Source organism: Nonomuraea sp. NPDC049309, assembly GCF_043196965.1.
In the GTDB taxonomy this organism is placed as follows: Bacteria; Actinomycetota; Actinomycetes; order Streptosporangiales; family Streptosporangiaceae; genus Nonomuraea; species Nonomuraea fastidiosa.
In genome coordinates, this window is the sequence record NZ_JBICSH010000002.1 from 878,928 (window position 1) to 894,113 (window position 15,186).

At 71.0% G+C, this 15,186-nt stretch carries 14 protein-coding genes, 1 tRNA gene and 1 pseudogene; 9 read left to right on the forward strand and 7 right to left on the reverse strand.

Annotated elements, in window-relative coordinates; all coding sequences use genetic code 11:
* Positions 1-3 precede the first annotated feature (3 nt).
* From ACGFIM_RS18045 to ACGFIM_RS18055, 3 genes are all read right to left on the reverse strand, one after another.
* A tRNA-Ala gene (locus ACGFIM_RS18045) sits at positions 4-79 on the reverse strand.
* A 15-nt stretch (positions 80-94) separates the two neighbouring features.
* A complete protein-coding gene (locus ACGFIM_RS18050; RefSeq protein WP_364064679.1) occupies positions 95-823 on the reverse strand; it encodes an HAD-IA family hydrolase in 729 nt (242 codons plus the stop codon).
* A gap of 15 nt (positions 824-838) precedes the next feature.
* Positions 839-958: a DLW-39 family protein gene (locus tag ACGFIM_RS18055; protein WP_218154143.1), complete on the reverse strand. Its 120-nt coding sequence runs from the start codon at positions 956-958 to the stop codon at positions 839-841.
* A 580-nt stretch (positions 959-1,538) separates the two neighbouring features.
* On the opposite strand from ACGFIM_RS18055, the gene ACGFIM_RS18060 reads away from it, so the two are divergent.
* The 3 genes from ACGFIM_RS18060 to ACGFIM_RS18070 are packed head-to-tail and all read left to right on the forward strand — an operon-like array spanning position 1,539 to position 4,949.
* On the forward strand, positions 1,539-1,751 hold the full coding sequence (locus ACGFIM_RS18060; RefSeq protein WP_393201543.1) for a heavy-metal-associated domain-containing protein: 213 nt from the start codon (positions 1,539-1,541) through the stop codon (positions 1,749-1,751).
* Positions 1,748-2,710: a hypothetical protein gene (locus tag ACGFIM_RS18065; RefSeq protein WP_393201546.1), complete on the forward strand. Its 963-nt coding sequence runs from the start codon at positions 1,748-1,750 to the stop codon at positions 2,708-2,710. The genes ACGFIM_RS18060 and ACGFIM_RS18065 overlap by 4 nt, the downstream gene beginning before the upstream one ends.
* 25 nt (positions 2,711-2,735) lie before the next feature.
* Positions 2,736-4,949: a heavy metal translocating P-type ATPase gene (locus ACGFIM_RS18070; RefSeq protein ID WP_393201549.1), complete on the forward strand. Its 2,214-nt coding sequence runs from the start codon at positions 2,736-2,738 to the stop codon at positions 4,947-4,949.
* A 411-nt stretch (positions 4,950-5,360) separates the two neighbouring features.
* Here the strand turns inward: ACGFIM_RS18070 and ACGFIM_RS18075 are convergent.
* Positions 5,361-6,131: pseudogene (locus ACGFIM_RS18075) on the reverse strand (MFS transporter); the annotation flags it as partial.
* A 60-nt stretch (positions 6,132-6,191) separates the two neighbouring features.
* On the opposite strand from ACGFIM_RS18075, the gene ACGFIM_RS18080 reads away from it, so the two are divergent.
* Entirely contained in the window at positions 6,192-7,592 is a 1,401-nt protein-coding gene (locus tag ACGFIM_RS18080; RefSeq protein ID WP_393201552.1) for a PLP-dependent aminotransferase family protein, read from the forward strand.
* Here the strand turns inward: ACGFIM_RS18080 and ACGFIM_RS18085 are convergent.
* The gene (locus tag ACGFIM_RS18085; RefSeq protein ID WP_393201555.1) at positions 7,548-8,066 is read right to left on the reverse strand and encodes a universal stress protein; all 519 of its coding nucleotides are present in this window, start codon (positions 8,064-8,066) and stop codon (positions 7,548-7,550) included. The two genes, ACGFIM_RS18080 and ACGFIM_RS18085, sit on opposite strands and share 45 nt — an antisense overlap.
* A 224-nt stretch (positions 8,067-8,290) precedes the next feature.
* The gene (locus ACGFIM_RS18090) at positions 8,291-9,001 is read right to left on the reverse strand and encodes a hypothetical protein (protein ID WP_393201558.1); all 711 of its coding nucleotides are present in this window, start codon (positions 8,999-9,001) and stop codon (positions 8,291-8,293) included.
* A 212-nt stretch (positions 9,002-9,213) separates the two neighbouring features.
* On the opposite strand from ACGFIM_RS18090, the gene ACGFIM_RS18095 reads away from it, so the two are divergent.
* The 5 genes from ACGFIM_RS18095 (at position 9,214) to ACGFIM_RS18115 (ending at position 13,502) form a co-directional block, all read left to right on the forward strand.
* The gene (locus ACGFIM_RS18095) at positions 9,214-9,759 is read left to right on the forward strand and encodes an MFS transporter (RefSeq protein ID WP_393201561.1); all 546 of its coding nucleotides are present in this window, start codon (positions 9,214-9,216) and stop codon (positions 9,757-9,759) included.
* Positions 9,760-9,855: 96 nt separating this feature from the next.
* On the forward strand, positions 9,856-10,374 hold the full coding sequence (locus ACGFIM_RS18100; protein WP_393201564.1) for a copper chaperone PCu(A)C: 519 nt from the start codon (positions 9,856-9,858) through the stop codon (positions 10,372-10,374).
* Positions 10,371-11,522 (forward strand): Dyp-type peroxidase, encoded by a 1,152-nt coding sequence (locus tag ACGFIM_RS18105; RefSeq protein ID WP_393201567.1) that lies wholly within the window; start codon positions 10,371-10,373, stop codon positions 11,520-11,522. Before ACGFIM_RS18100 ends, ACGFIM_RS18105 begins: the two co-directional genes overlap by 4 nt.
* A gap of 184 nt (positions 11,523-11,706) precedes the next feature.
* Positions 11,707-12,564: a hypothetical protein gene (locus ACGFIM_RS18110; RefSeq protein WP_393201570.1), complete on the forward strand. Its 858-nt coding sequence runs from the start codon at positions 11,707-11,709 to the stop codon at positions 12,562-12,564.
* 221 nt (positions 12,565-12,785) lie between these two features.
* A complete protein-coding gene (locus ACGFIM_RS18115; protein ID WP_393201573.1) occupies positions 12,786-13,502 on the forward strand; it encodes a hypothetical protein in 717 nt (238 codons plus the stop codon).
* A gap of 1,042 nt (positions 13,503-14,544) precedes the next feature.
* Here the strand turns inward: ACGFIM_RS18115 and ACGFIM_RS18120 are convergent.
* The gene (locus tag ACGFIM_RS18120; protein ID WP_393201576.1) at positions 14,545-15,165 is read right to left on the reverse strand and encodes an FMN-binding negative transcriptional regulator; all 621 of its coding nucleotides are present in this window, start codon (positions 15,163-15,165) and stop codon (positions 14,545-14,547) included.
* Positions 15,166-15,186 lie beyond the last annotated feature (21 nt).

Sequence of the window (15,186 nt, forward strand, 5' to 3'; positions counted from 1 at the left end):
GCCTGGTGGAGCCTAGGAGATTCGAACTCCTGACTTCCTGCTTGCAAAGCAGGCGCTCTGCCAACTGAGCTAAGGCCCCTTCGACGAAGATAGCTTACCGGGCCGATGAAGCCACCTGCGTCGTACCGAGATCATCGCTCAGGACCAACCCGGGGAAGTCCTGGATGGAGTCGAGGATGTGGGTGGCGCCGCCCTTGAGGAGGCGTTCGCGGCTGTGGACGCCCGTCATGATGCCCGCGACGATGGAGGCGCCGGCGCGCTTGCCGCAGAGCATGTCGCTCTCCGAGTCGCCGAGTACGGCGACCTGGCGTACGTCGTCGACCCCCAGGCGGAGTACGGCGTGCAGGACCATGTCGGGCCAGGGGCGGCCGCGGCCGCCGGCGTCTTCGGGGGAGATGGCAAGATCGATCTTGTCGTGCCAGCCGAGGACGCTGAGGATGCGGCTCAAGGTGGTGCGGCTGAAGCCGGTGATGAGGGCGAGCTTGATGCCGTTGCCCCGGAGCTTGTCGAGGACCTCCAGGACTCCGGGCATGGGCGTGAGACCCGCCCGCTCGATGGCGCCCTCGTAGGAGCGTTCGAACGTCAGGTTCGCCGCCTGCGCCTGCGCCTCGTTCCCCGGGAAGATACCGCGGAACACGTCGATCTTGGGGCAGCCCCGGGACCGGTGCACGTGAACCATGGCTCTCGCGTACGCTCCGGTCCCGGGCACTATGCCCTGAGTCGCGATCGCCTCAGCGAAGGCGCGCTCGACCATGGCGATGTCACCGACGGTGGTGCCGGCCAGGTCAAGGCACACCAGCTTGATGGGGACGATGTCACTCATCGCCTCGCCGGTCGGTTAGTTCTCGGTGCCGGTCGCCTCGGTCCAGAGATCGAGCTCTGCGCGGTCGGCCTGCACCTTACGCCAGATCAGCAACCCCCCGAGGGCGATCAGCGCCAGAACGAGCAGCTTCTTCACGGTGTGACCCCACTTCTTCGACGGCCTCACCTGCCGGGGTGAGACCCAACGGTTGACAAGCAGCCTAGCAAGGTATGGCTGCGGTCCCTGTGTTGTGCGGCGGACCAGATGGGTGGATCGGGCGAAGGACGGGCATTCCCACGTCCAGATCCACGTCCATGTGGCGGCCGTTCTCCCATAACGGGCAACAGCTCGATCATGCCAAATATGCGGCCGAGGTGCGCAGGTCTCGTCGCCCTTGCTTCCCCGGTTCTCGCCCCGGCCGCCGCCGTGCCTTCTCTCGCAGCGGCCCTGGCCCCCGCTCCCCCTCGCACGGCGCTCCTGGCGTCACTTCTCCTCCCACGGCGGCAACAGGGCTGTGAAGGGCTCGCCCTCCGTGCAACGCACCTCACATATGCGGGAGACCAGTGGGTACAGAGGGGCTATATGTCATGGTTCGACCGTGTTGACATACCCCTTGGGGGTATATTACGTTCAGCCGGTAACGCACCGGAACGCCCGGTCCGTTATCTCGGACATACCCTAGGGGGGTACGGTGTTAGACTCGAACCGGATGAGGAAGACAGAAGGAGAGCCCGCCATGACCACCGCCACCTACACCGTCAACGGCATGACCTGCGGCCACTGTGTGAGCTCCGTCAAGGAGGAGGTCGGGGAGGTTCCCGGTGTGACCGGCGTCGAGGTCGACCTGGCCACGGGCCTGTTGACGGTCAGCAGTGACGAGCCGGTCGCGCGCGACCTGATCGCCTCCGCGGTGCAGGAAGCCGGCTACGAGCTGGTGGATCGCCCATGAACGCCGCCACCAAGCTCGGCTCCTACGTCCTGGGCCTCGCCGTCGTCTTCGGCGGCGCCCTGGGCGCGGGCAAGCTGATGGCCCCCTCATCCACGGAGGCCGCGGGCAGCCAGAAGCCCGTCCAGCAGTCCCCCGAGAGCCACGGGCACACGACCGGCGAGAGCCAAGAGGCGCCGGCGGCCCACGAGGGCACCCCCGCAGAGGGCCATGGTCAGCAGGCCGGCCATACCCCCGGGGGGCTTCAGGTGTCGCAGGACGGCTACACGCTCGACCTCATCGACTCGATCTCGACGAAGAAGGCCACCGACTTCACCTTCACGGTCATCGGCCCCGACGGCTCCCCCGTGACCGACTACGAGGTGGAGCACGACAAGAAGCTGCACTTCATCGTCGTCTCCCGCGACCTCACGAGCTTCCAGCACGTCCACCCCGAGCTCTCCCCCGACGGCACCTGGTCGGTACGCCTGAAGGCGCCGAAGCCCGGCCCGTACAAGGCGTTCGCCGACTTCATCCCCAAGGGCGGCGAGAAGCTGACGCTGGGCGCGGACCTGACGGCCGCGGGCGACTACAAGCCCGAGCCGCTGCCGGAGGCGAGCCGCACGGCAAAGGTGGACGGCTACACGGTCCGCCTCGACGGCGACCTGACCCCGAACGCGACGGCCAAGCTCACCCTCACGGTCAGCAAGGACGGCGAGCCGGTCAAGGACCTGGAGCCCTACCTGGGCGCGTACGGCCACCTCGTGGCGCTGCGCGCGGGCGACCTGGCCTACCTGCACGTCCACCCGGAGGAGAGCGACACCGCAGGCCCCGAGATCACGTTCTTCGCCGAAGCACCGAGCCGGGGCGACTACCGTCTGTTCCTGGACTTCAAGCACAAGGGCGAGGTCCGTACGGCGAGCTTCACGGCGACGGCCGGCGACACGCCCGCGGGCCACGGCGGCGACGGCCACTCCCACTGACGGACACGAGGAAGGAGAGGTGACGATGACGTCTTCCCTCACCGAAGGCAAGTCCGTCGAGCTCTTGATCGGCGGCATGACGTGCGCGTCCTGCGCCAACCGGATCGAGCGCAAGCTCAACAAGCTGGACGGCGTGACCGCGACGGTCAACTACGCGACGGAGAAGGCGAAGGTCACCTTCCCCGTGGACGTCGATCCGCAGGTGCTGATCGCCGAGGTGGAGAAGGCGGGTTACACGGCCGAGCTGCCGCCGCCGCCCGCTTCAGCCCCTGACGAACATCAGGAGCGGAAGAAGGAACGCGACCCCCTCCGCGACCGGCTGATCACCGCGATCGTGCTGTCGGTCCCGGTGGTGGCGATGGCGATGATCCCGGCGCTGCAGTTCGAGTACTGGCAGTGGCTGTCGCTGACGCTGGCCGCGCCGGTGGTGACGTACGCGGGCTGGCCGTTCCACAAGGCCGCGTGGACGAATCTGCGGCACGGCACGGCCACCATGGACACGCTGGTCTCACTGGGCACACTGGCGGCGTTCGGCTGGTCGGTGTGGGCGCTGTTCTTCGGTACGGCGGGCGTGCCGGGCATGACGCACCCGTTCGAGTTCACGATCGGCCGCACCGACGGCGCGGGCACGATCTACCTGGAGACGGCGGCGGCGGTGACCGCGTTCATCCTGGCGGGCCGCTACTTCGAGTCCCGCTCGAAGCGGCGGGCGGGTGCCGCGCTGCGGGCGCTGATGGAGCTGGGCGCCAAGGACGTCGAGCTGGCCGACGGGCGCCGCGTGCCGGTCGAGCAGCTCAAGGCCGGCGACAGGTTCGTGGTCCGGCCGGGCGAGAAGATCGCCACGGACGGCGTGGTCGAGGAGGGCACCTCGGCCGTGGACGCGTCGATGCTGACGGGCGAGTCGATGCCGGTCGAGGTGCGTCCCGGCGACCCGGTGACGGGCGCGACGGTCAACGCGGGCGGCCGGCTGCTGGTCAGGGCCACCCGGGTGGGCGCGGACACGCAGCTCGCGCAGATGGCGAAGCTGGTGGAGGAGGCGCAGACCGGCAAGGCGCAGGTGCAGCGGCTGGCCGACCGCATCTCGGGCGTGTTCGTCCCGGTGGTGATCGCGCTGGCGATCGGCACGCTCGGCTACTGGCTGGGCAGCGGTGCGGGCGCGAGCGCGGCGTTCACGGCGGCGGTCGCGGTGCTGATCATCGCCTGTCCGTGCGCGCTGGGCCTCGCGACGCCGACGGCTCTGCTCGTCGGTACGGGCCGGGGCGCCCAGCTGGGCATCCTCATCAAGGGCCCCGAGGTGCTGGAGTCGACGCGCAGGATCGACACGATCGTCCTGGACAAGACGGGCACGGTCACCGAGGGCAAGATGACGCTGACCGAGGTCCACCTGGCCGAGGGCGAGTCCCGCGACGAGGTGCTGCGGCTGGCCGGGGCGCTGGAGCACGCCTCCGAGCACCCGATCGCGCGGGCCATCGCCCGCGAGGCCGGCTCGACGGCGGCCGTCGAGGACTTCAAGAACATCGAGGGCCTGGGCGTCCAGGGCGTCGTGGACGGGCACGCGGTGCTCGTGGGCCGGCCGCGGCTGCTGGAGGAGTGGTCGCAGCACCTGCCGGAGAGCCTCGTCCGCGCCATGGAGGAGGAGCAGGCCAAGGGCCGCACCGCCGTGGCGGTCGGCTGGGACGGAAAGGCCCGCGCGGTGCTCGTGGTGGCCGATGTGATCAAGCCGACGAGCAAGGAGGCCATCGCCGAGCTGAAGGCGCTGGGCCTGACGCCGGTGCTGCTGACCGGCGACAACGAGGCCGTGGCGCGCACGGTCGCCGCCGAGGTGGGCATCGACGAGGTGATCGCCGGTGTGCTGCCCGCGGGCAAGGTGGACGTGGTCAAGCGGCTGCAGTCCGAGGGCAAGGTGGTGGCCATGGCGGGCGACGGCGTCAACGACGCCGCCGCGCTGGCCCAGGCGGACCTGGGCCTGGCCATGGGCACGGGCACGGACGCCGCGATCGAGGCCGGCGATCTGACGCTCGTCCGCGGCGACCTGCGGGTGGCGCCCGACGCCATCCGGCTGGCGCGACGCACGCTAGCAACGATCAAGGGCAACCTGTTCTGGGCCTTCGCCTACAACGTGGCCGCCCTGCCGCTGGCCGCCCTGGGGCTGCTCAACCCCATGATCGCAGGTGCCGCGATGGCCTTCTCCAGCGTCTTCGTGGTCAGCAACAGCCTGCGGCTGCGCCGCTTCTCGTGACAGCGACCATCTGACGGCCGGCGCCATCGAGGCGCCGGCCGCCACGAACGCGGCGCCGGTGAGCAGCCAGCCGAGCGTGCCGCCGCCGAGCACGACCGTGGTGAGCACGGCGGGCCCGAGCATCCTCGCCACGGCCACGCCGCTGCCGAAGAACGCCTGGTACTGGCCCTGCCGGTCGTCGGGGGCCAGCCCGAAGCCGATCTCGAAGCAGCCGGCCGCGAGCCACAGCTCGGCGATCACCTGCAGGACCGCCGCGATCAGCAGGAACGCCCACCACGACGGGCTCAGCGCGAACACCGCGCAGGCGGCGAACATGATCAGCCCCGCCCGCCGTACCGCCGCCGACGCGTCGCGCAGGTCCTTGACCCGGCGGGCCACCCGCACCTGGCAGAGCAGCACGCCGCCGGTGTTGATCAGCAGCAGCACCGAGACGACCCAGGTGGGCGCGTCGGTACGGGCGGCGATCCACAGCGGCACGACCACGCTGAGCAGCGGCATGTAGAAGAGCATCAGCGCGTAGATCAGCGTGACGAGCGCGTACGGCCGGTCCCTGAGCACGGCCAGGCGGGGCCCGGCGGGGGCGGGCTGCGGACGTACGGGGGACAGGCGGAGCAGCAGGGCGGCGGCGATGAGGAAGGTCACCGCGTCCAGCCCGAACACCGCGAGGTACGCCTCCTTCGTGCCCGCGCTCAGCGCGAGACCGCCGATGGCGGCGCCGAGCGCCAGGCCGCCGTTGAGCGTGGCCTGCAGCACGGCGCGGACGACGGTGCGCTCCTCGGGCGGTGCCAGGGCGGCGAGCAGTGCCTGGCGGGCGGCCGACAGGCCGGTCTGCGCGGTGCCGTACAGGCAGGCGGCGAGCACGAACAGCGGGAACGTCCGGACCAGCAGGAACGACGCGACCGCGGCGGCGGTCGCGAGCGCGAGCAGCACGGCGACGCCGCGCGGCCCGCGCCGGTCGGCCAGGTGCCCGAGCGGCACACCGGCCACCGAGCCGACGCCCCAGCCGAGGGTCAGGCCGATGCCGATCTCGGTGGCCGAGAGCCCGACGACGGTGGAGAAGTAGAAGGCGGAGGTGACGAGGAAGACACCGTCACCGATGGAGTTCGCAAGCTGCGCCTGTGCCAGGATTCGCCGATATTTCATGAGGTGCAGGCCCCCTGCCTCGCGTGCCGACGCCACCATCTTGGATCCTGGCTTGTCCCGAGATAAGCTCCGTTTTTGGGCTATTTGATTGGGCCAATCGTGGACGTGCACATCAGCCTCGAAGGCCGCCGTGACCTGGCCGCACAGGTCTACCGGCAGCTCCTCGACGCGATACTCGACGGCCGGCTCAGATCCGGCGAACGCCTCCCCCCGACCAGGGAGCTGGCCAAGCGGCTGGAGATCTCCAGGAACACCGTCGCCCTCGCCTACGACCGGCTGGTCGCGGACGGGTTCCTGGTGGGCAGGGCGGGCGCGGGCACGTTCGTGTCGGCCGAGCCGGTCAGGGGGCGGGCCGCGCCCAAAGGCGTCGTACGGCCGCGTGCGGTCTGGCGGGACCTGCGCCCCGCCCCGAGCGGCATGCCGCCCGCCCGCTACGACTTCCGCGTCGGCGTCCCCGACGCCCGCCTGTTCCCCATGGAGACCTGGCGCCGCCTGGTGGCCCGCGAGCTGCGGGTGGGCGCCGCAGGTTACGGCGACCCGGCGGGTCACGAGCAGCTGCGCGCGGCCATCTCCCGGCACATCGGGCTCAGCCGTTCCGTGCACGCGGGCCCCGACGACGTGATCGTCACGAACGGCGCGCAGCAGGCGCTCGACCTCATCGGCCGCGTGCTGATCGAGCCCGGCACGGTCGTGGCCGTCGAGGAGCCCGGCTACCCGCCCGCCCGGCAGCTGTTCCGCACGCTCGGCGCCAGGGTGGCCGGCGTGCCCGTGGACGGCGAGGGCATCGACGTCACCGCGCTGCCGCGCCAGGCCCGCATCGTCTACGTCACGCCGTCGCACCAGTTCCCGCTCGGCACCCCCATGTCGCTGGCCCGCCGCGCCGCCCTGCTGGCCTGGGCCGAGCGCCGCCGCGCGGTGATCATCGAGGACGACTACGACAGCGAGTTCCGCTTCGGCGACCGCCCGCTCGAACCCCTCCAGAGCCTCGATCGGGCCGGCCGGGTCATCTACGTGGGCTCGTTCTCCAAGACCCTGCTGCCCATGCTCAGGGTCGGCTTCCTGGTCGCGCCCGCCTCGCTCGCGCCGGCGCTGCGCGCGGCCAGGCAGCTCACGGACTGGCACGGCGCGCTGCCCACGCAGGCCGCACTGGCCCGCTTCATCGACGAGGGGCTGCTCTCGCGGCACATCAGAAAGGCCACCCGCGAGTACGCCGCGAGGCACGCCATGATCGCCGAGGTGCTGGGCGCCGACGAGCGGCTGCTGCCGGTGCCGTCATCGGCGGGGCTGCACCTGTGCGCGCGCCTGGCGCCGGGCGTGCGCGTGCGGGCGGGGGACGGGCTCGCGGTCGAGCGGCTGGAGTCGTACTGCGGGGAGAGCCCGGTGCAGCACGGCCTGGTGCTCGGCTACGGCGCGATCCCCACCGACGCCGTGGCCGCGGGCCTGCGGCTGCTCAGGTCACGGATGTCGGCGGGTCCAGAAGCGGCGGTGGCGCTCTCCTGAGATCTCGGGCTCGTCGGGCGGCGCGGGTTGCTGCACGATCACCACCGTCGTCCTCGCGTGCCGGGCGCAGTACATGCTGGTCGAGGGGAGGAAGATGCGGCTGAGCAGGCCGCGCCGCCCCCGCCCGAGCACCAGCAGGTCGCCCTCGCGGGCCAGGTCGACGAGGTGGTAGCCGGGGTCGCCCACCCGTCCCACCGCCGCGATCGTCAGATCGTCGGGTACGCCGCCCGCCACGTCCTCGAACACGGACGTGATCACTTCGGAGCAGCGCGCCTCCTCGCCCTGGCGCACCGCGTGCTGCACGGGCAGCGCCTCAGGAAAAGGATGGACGGGCGCGCGGCTGACATGCACGGCCACCAGAGCCATCCGGTGCAGCCTGGCCGCCCCGATGGCCCAGGCCAGAGCCCAACGCGCGGCCGGGGACTCGTCGACCCCAACGATCAACCGCGGGCCGCCGGGCAGTTCCTGTTCCACGGTGCCTCCTGTTGAAGTACGACCATAGTGCGCCTACCCATCGGTTACCGGGAGGTGGCAGTTTGCGAACTCCGAAGTTTTTTCGGGAACGCGGATGGGGCCCCAGGTCGGCGGCATGGCCGGCGTCTTCGGGAGGGCTATTTATCCAGCCTTGAGCGGATCTTTTCTCTATAGAACTTTAATGGCCATTTGGGCGGTTTCCGGAGGGCTTTTCAAGAGGCGATCTAGATGAGCTTCAGCAGGGTCTCGTACAGGACGTGGCGCTCGCGCTCCGGCAGGATCCGGTACGCCTGTCCGGCCCGGCGGTTCGTGTCCGCCTCGATCTGCGCGCGCAGCGGGCCGTCCTCCAGGCGTACGATCTCGGCCGCCGACAGCCCCGCCGCCTGCCAGGCCGCGGCATGCGCGTCGGCGCGGTGGTAGCGCAGCACGGCCAGCCGGTTGAACAGCAGCAGCCCCGGCGAGGCGCCCGCCGGCTCGTACGGCGGCGACACCAGCTCGAACGCCCCGCCGGGCAGCCGGTCGGCGGTGTCGAGCACCCTGCCCACCAGGTCGGCCGCGCTGGCGAGGTCGCCGCCCGCCCAGACGCGCCCGACAGCGGCCTCGTGCAGCTCGTACAGCCGGTGGATGAACGTCCTGCCGGCGTCCGTCAGGCGCAGCACGCCGTCGCCGTCCTCCGCCAGCGTGCCCTGGCGGAGATGGTCCCGCACATCGGGCTCCGGGTCGGCGTACCGGAACAGCACGGCCAGCCCGCTGCGGGGCAGCGGGCGCAGCGGCAGGCTGAACCGCAGGTCGGACAGGAGCCCCGGAGTGAAGCCCGATGCCGCCGTGAGGTCGGCCACGGCTCTGACGGCGGAGGCGTGCACGTTGACGTGAGCGGCGTTGATGACCGGGGCGATCGCCTCAGCGAACTCCGACAGCTCCTGAAATTTCGGCATCGCTCCCGATTATGCGATCCCACCAAAGAACCCGCACCCACCACAACGAGACACCCCTCGCCCACCGCCAAGAGATCAGCCACCGGCACTCGAACCACCCAGCACCCCACCCACTACGACGAGACACCCCGCAGCCAGAGGCCCCGGACCGGCCCGACCAAAGACCACACACCGGAGCCGAGACCGCCACAGTGGCGTGGAATGCTGGTCGCATGGCGCTGCCGTTCCGTCTGGCCCGCACTGCGGTGTTCGCCGCGGTGTGTCTGGCGCTGGGCGTGGCGGCGCACGTGCTCGGCGGTGCGTCGGTGCCACCGGCGGCCGGGGTGTGGGCGTTCGGGCTGTCGTTCGCGGCGGCGTACCCGCTGGCGGGCCGCGAGCGTTCGCTGACGGTCATCCTGCCGCTGCTCGCCGCCCTGCAGGTGCTGCTGCACCTGATGTTCTCGCTTTCTCACGCGGTGCTCGCACCGGACGGACCGGCCACCGCGCAGCACCTGCACTCGGGCCTGGTGCCGAGCCTCGGCATGCTGATCGCCCACGGCTGGGCGGTCGGGCTGACCGCGCTGTGGCTGGCGCGCGGCGAGGCCGCGCTGTGGGCGCTGCTGCGCCGCCTGGCCGTACGGCTGCTGGTGCTGTGGCTGCCGCTGCCGGTCACGCCTTTCGCCACGCCGCTGTGCACGACCGAGCCGCCGATCCTGCGCTCGGCCGTGCTGCGGCACGTCGTCAGCAGGAGGGGTCCGCCGCGGGCCGTCGCCGCTTGACCTCCGAGGTCGGGCACGACGCTCCCCTCTCCGTTCAGACGACCCCACCGCCCGGCAGGGTCTATTTCGGCATGCCGGGCGGAGAAAGGCACTGCCATGTTCTTCCGTCATGCCCTCGTGCTCGCGGCCGCCGCGGCGGCGTTGACCGCCTGCGGCTCCTCGGCGGAGCCCGCCGCCGCACCGAGCCCGTCCCCGTCCGACTCCGCAGTGGCGGCGACCGGCGGGCTGAGCATCACCGACCCCTGGGTGAAGACCGCCGAGAAGGGGATGACCGCCGCGTTCGGCACGCTGGTCAACAACACCGACCGGCCGATCACCATCGTGTCCGGCAGCTCGCCGCTCTCCTCGGAGATCGAGCTGCACGAGGTGGTGGAGAGCGGCGGCAAGATGGTCATGCGTCCCAAGGAGGGCGGCTTCGTGGTGCCCGCGCACGGCACGCACACGCTGGAGCCGGGCGGTGACCACATCATGCTGATGAACGTCACCGAGGAGGTGCTGCCCGGGGCGCAGATCCCGTTCACGCTGCAGGTGCAGGGCGGCGAGCCGCTGGAGTTCACCGCCGTCGGCAAGGACTTCGCCGGCGGCGAGGAGGACTACCAGCCGGGGCACAAGTGATCACCCGGCGCGGGCTGCTCACCGGGGGCGCCGTCACCGCGGCCGCCGGCGCCCTCGCGGGCTGCCGAAGCGACAACACGTCCGCCCGCACGCTCGACGTCGGCTCGCTGGTACGCGAAGTCGCGGCGGGCTCACGGACCGAGCCCTTCTACGGCCCTCACCAGGCGGGGGTGGCCACGGAACCGCAGGCGCACGCCGTCTTCCTCGGCTTCGACCTGCGGCCGGGCACCCGCAAGGAGGCCCTCGTACGGCTGCTCAAGCTGCTCACCGACGACGCCGCCCGCCTCACCCAGGGGCGGCCGGCGCTCGCCGACACCGAGCCCGAGCTGGCCGCGAACCCGGCCCGCCTGACCTGCACGTTCGGGTTCGGGCCCGGGCTGTTCGACGCGGCCGGGGCGGACTCTCCGGTGCAGCCGCTGCCGCGCTTCGCCACCGATCGGCTGGACAAGCGGTGGAGCGGGGGAGACCTGCTCGTGCAGGTGTGCGCGGACGACAACGTGACGGTCGCGCACGCCGTACGGATGATCGTCAAGGACGCGCGGTCGTTCGCCCGCGTACGGTGGACGCAGCGCGGCTTCCGCTCCGCCACCCGGCGCAACCTGATGGGCCAGATCGAGGGCACCGGCAACGCCACCGACCTCGACAGAGCCGTCTGGATCGGGCAGGGCCCGCTGGCCGGCGGCACCACGCTGGTGCTGCGCAGGATCCGCATGGCGCTGGAGACGTGGGACGCCGTCGACCGCACGGCCAGGGAGTTCACCATCGGCCGCAGGCTCGACAACGGCGCCCCGCTCACCGGCGCCACCGAGTCCGACGAGCCCGACTTCGCGGCCAAGAACCGGCTCGGGTTCCCGGTCATCTCCGAGTACGCCCACATCAGGCGCGCTCACGTGGCCGACCCGGCGCTGCGGCTGCTGCGGCGGCCGTACAACTACGACGACGGGCTGAGCCCGGACGGCGAACCCGACGCCGGGCTGCTGTTCGCGTCGTACCAGGCGGACGTCGAGCGGCAGTTCGTCCCGATCCAGCGGATACTGGCCGAAGGCGACCTGCTCAACGAGTGGATCACCACGATCGGGTCGGCCGTCTTCGCGATCCCGCCCGGGTGCGCGGAGGGCGGCTGGATCGGCGAGCCCCTGCTGTCCTGAACCGTTCGCCGGAGGGCCTTCACCGTACGTACGCGGGAGGGCCCTCCTTCCTCGTCGCCCCCGCGCATCAGGGCAAGGGCGCCGGGCGGGCGCTGGGGGAGCACGTCCTCGGCCGGTGCCGCGCCGAGGGCTTCCACGGCACGTGAGGCGGAACCTTTTCCGGTCCGCGTACGTGATGGAGGTCATGCGGAGCCTTCCCTTACTCGCCCTCCCCGCCCTGCTCGCGCTGACCGCCTGCGGCGGGGGTGACACGACGGCCGCCGAGCCCGTCACGTACGCGGCCGACTCCGTCACCGTCCTGGAAAGCCCCGAGCACGGGCCGCAACTGTGCAGCACGGTGGCCGAATCGTTGCCGCCCCAGTGCGGCGGGCCCGACGTCGTCGGCTGGGACTGGTCCAAGGTGCGGCACGAGAGCCACGGCGGCACCACGTGGGGCCAGTACCGCGTGGTCGGCACCTGGGACGGCGCCAAGCTCACGCTCACCGAACCGCCGGGACCGGCGACCTCGGGGCAGAAGGAGGAGCCGCGCTTCGGCTCCCCGTGCCCGGCTCCCGAGGGCGGCTGGCGGCCGGTCGATCCCGCCAAGGCCACGCAGGCCGCGCTGGAGACCACCCAGCAGCGGCTGAACGAGGCGGACGGCGTGGGCGGGGTGTGGCTGGACCAGAGCTACCTCGACGCGATCCCCGGCTACGACGAGAGCGATCCCGACATGGCGCAGAAGTACGCCAACGACCCCACCAAGCTGGTGCTGAACGTGAAGTTCACCGGCGACCTGGCCGGCCGGGAGGCGTGGATCAGGCAGACCTGGGGCGGCGCGCTCTGCGTCAGCCAGGCCCGGCGCAGCGAGAAGGAGCTGCGCGAGATCCAGGAGTCCCTGAGCGGCGAGCTCGGCCCGCACGCCGTCTCGGCCTCGGTGGACATCGTGAAGGAACAGGTCGTCGCCGGCGTCCTGGTGGCCGACGAGGAGCTGCAGCGGCGGCTCGACGACAAGTACGGCGAGGGCGTCGTACGCCTCGACGGCGTGCTGAAGCCGGTCCGCTAGCTCACTTGGGGTGCGGGCGCGCATCGCCGGGATCGCGGCGGGACCGGCGGTGACGACGTACGCGCGGCTGTCGTCCAGGCGGCGGCCGGTCTTCGCGTCCACGTCAGCCCCAGCCGCAGGTCACCTCGCCCCGGACAGACGACCGCTTTGCCATGGTTCGAGGTTTTTTGATCTGTGCTACGGCACGCGCCGTCATCGCTAACGTGCTGGCGGTGAGGAACATGAGGAGATGCGCACGGGCCGTCGCCGTCGTGGGGGCGGCGGCGGCCACGGGGCTCGCTGGGATCACGGTGCCCGCACAGGCGGCCGAGAACTACGGACAGTATTCGATGTTCGGCAAGCGCCGGGCCGGCCAGCACTGGTCGGGCGGGCAGGTCGGCGGGCAGTGGGCGTGGAAGCCGCTGTCGTCGACGACGTCCGAGATCAGCTGGGGCGACCCGAAGAAGTGGCCGCCGTCGTACGCGGAGAAGTTCGTCCGTTCGGGCGACTGGCTGATGCTCGACGGGTGGCGGGACAATGGAACGTACTACAAGCTCCGCGTCACCAAGGAGCAGATCGGCGACGTCAACTGCAAGAACCTGAAGACCTTCGCCACGTCGGGGCCGCAGCACTACGTCAAGTGGACCATTCCATCCACCGGCTACTGCCTGAAGGCGTGGGGCACGATCACCGAGCAGTCCTCGGGCAAGGTCGTGGACTTCGGGCACACCCAGATCTGGTATCCGCCGGCCTCCTGCTCGAACCGCTACCTGGGCAAGCAGACCTGCATCAAGCAGTGGGAGTCCTGGTGGGACAACAACGGCAGCCCCGGTAAGCCGATCAAGCGGAAGCTCGACCGGGACCAGTACATCGCCCGCGGACAGGGGATGGCGTTCAAGATCCACCAGTTCTACCCGAAGACGTGGAACTCGGAGGCCAAGTCGTACTGGAACTGGTGACGTGAGCACGACCCGGCGTGCCGGGCTGTGGACGCCGCCCGTCAGGCGGCGGCCCGTGCACGCCGGGTAGGGCACAGCCGATCGCGAACGCTGTACGGGGGATAGCAGGCTGTGGATATCCGGGGGGAGACGGCCCCGTACACATCACACAAAGTCGGACCCCGCGCAGACAGCACGGGCGAGCTCGGACTTCGCACCCACAATCGCGGGCGCCACCCCAGCGCCCGGCCGACCGGCCTCTGTTCACCGACTACGGCAAGGGGCGGACGACCGGCCGTGGACACGTAGGGACGGTCGGGTGTGACTCCGGTGAAGGACGGCCGCCTGTGAAACGTCGCGTAGGGGACGGCCGCTTGTGAACGTCACACAGGGGAGCGGCTGCCTGTGGATGCCGGCCACCGGATGCCGAGCTGTGGCGGCCGCGGAAAGCGTGCGGCCCTGGGAGCGTGCGGCCCTGGGAGCGTTTGGCGCGGGGAGCGTTTGGCGCGGGGAGCACCACCGCGCACAACGCCGGCGCCGGAAACACTGAGCTGAGCTGAGCTGGGAGCGGTGGGGGTGTGGATGGCGGGCCGGGAACGATCTGCGGGGACTCGGTCTCGGCCCGCCGTCCGTTGGCTTGAGGGGGGTGACAGGAGCGACGTTCATCCACAGGGTGAGGGGTGCGGTGGACGGCGGCGGAACCCGCCCGGACGCCCTGGGCACAGGGGGTGATTTGGAACGTTATGTACCGGTGACTTTTTCAGTGTGGTATGGCCGGTCCTGGGCACTCGGGGGCGTCCGGTCGAGGCCGTACCGGTGACCTAGAACACACACCTGACCTGGGGAAATGTGGATAACCGCTGGTGAGCGCGGGGGTGCGGGACCGGCGGCGGGGACGGCGCCGAACGAGGGTGCGGGCAGGGGCGGCGAACGCGGGCGCGACGGGCTGTGGATGAGACTCTCGCACGGGGGTGCGAAAACGGGTTATCCACAAGAGTCATTGGTTATCCACAGCTTGTGAGTCACCGGCTTCCTGACGGTCGCGGAGCGGCCATGATGCCCGTCAGGAGGTGCGGCGACGATGTTGCTGAGCGAGGGCGGCGGCGTCCCCGGGAAGGTCACGGGCGGCCAGGCCGGCGGCCACCCGGTCACGCAGTTCGGCCGGCTTGTGGTCGTCGTACTTGAACTTGGCGCGTACGTCGGTCACGCGCAGCCGCAGGCCGCGCAGCCCGGAGAGCTGCCGGTGGTACGGCCCGGCATCGGCCGCCATCTCCCCGTAGTCGCCACCGGGCTGGTGGTGGGCGAGCTGGCGACGCAGGATGTCGGCCTTGCCCTCCTTATCGTCCACGATCTCGGCCTGGCAGATGAGCTGCACGGACGCGTAATAGCTGGTGGGCACGCCGACCTCGGGGGAGTCCGCCCGCCAGCCGGTGGGGATGTAGGCGTAGTCGCCGTAGACGCTGACGACCGCCACCGGGTTGGCCTCGAGGGCGGGCCAGATCGGGTTGGGGCGGGCCAGGTGGAGCAGCACCTGGTCGTGCCCGTCGTACAGGAAGTGCGTCGGCACCACCACCGGGGGTGCGCCGTCCACGCCGTTGGCGGCGATCTGCCCGAAATCGCGCGTACGCAGCCACTGACGCCACTCGTCGTCGGTCCTGGCCGCGTCCCAAGGGTGGATCAGCATGCGAACCTCTTTGTACTAGTA

Coding starts and splice junctions, on each gene's coding strand:
- ACGFIM_RS18090 (WP_393201558.1), bottom strand. CDS start 9,001: ATGCCGAAATTTCAGGAGCTGTCGGAGTTCGCTGAGGCGATCGCCCCG.
- ACGFIM_RS18100 (WP_393201564.1), top strand. CDS start 9,856: ATGTTCTTCCGTCATGCCCTCGTGCTCGCGGCCGCCGCGGCGGCGTTG.
- ACGFIM_RS18115 (WP_393201573.1), top strand. CDS start 12,786: ATGAGGAGATGCGCACGGGCCGTCGCCGTCGTGGGGGCGGCGGCGGCC.
- ACGFIM_RS18060 (WP_393201543.1), top strand. CDS start 1,539: ATGACCACCGCCACCTACACCGTCAACGGCATGACCTGCGGCCACTGT.
- ACGFIM_RS18095 (WP_393201561.1), top strand. CDS start 9,214: ATGGCGCTGCCGTTCCGTCTGGCCCGCACTGCGGTGTTCGCCGCGGTG.
- ACGFIM_RS18070 (WP_393201549.1), top strand. CDS start 2,736: ATGACGTCTTCCCTCACCGAAGGCAAGTCCGTCGAGCTCTTGATCGGC.
- ACGFIM_RS18110 (WP_393201570.1), top strand. CDS start 11,707: ATGCGGAGCCTTCCCTTACTCGCCCTCCCCGCCCTGCTCGCGCTGACC.
- ACGFIM_RS18065 (WP_393201546.1), top strand. CDS start 1,748: ATGAACGCCGCCACCAAGCTCGGCTCCTACGTCCTGGGCCTCGCCGTC.
- ACGFIM_RS18120 (WP_393201576.1), bottom strand. CDS start 15,165: ATGCTGATCCACCCTTGGGACGCGGCCAGGACCGACGACGAGTGGCGT.
- ACGFIM_RS18050 (WP_364064679.1), bottom strand. CDS start 823: ATGAGTGACATCGTCCCCATCAAGCTGGTGTGCCTTGACCTGGCCGGC.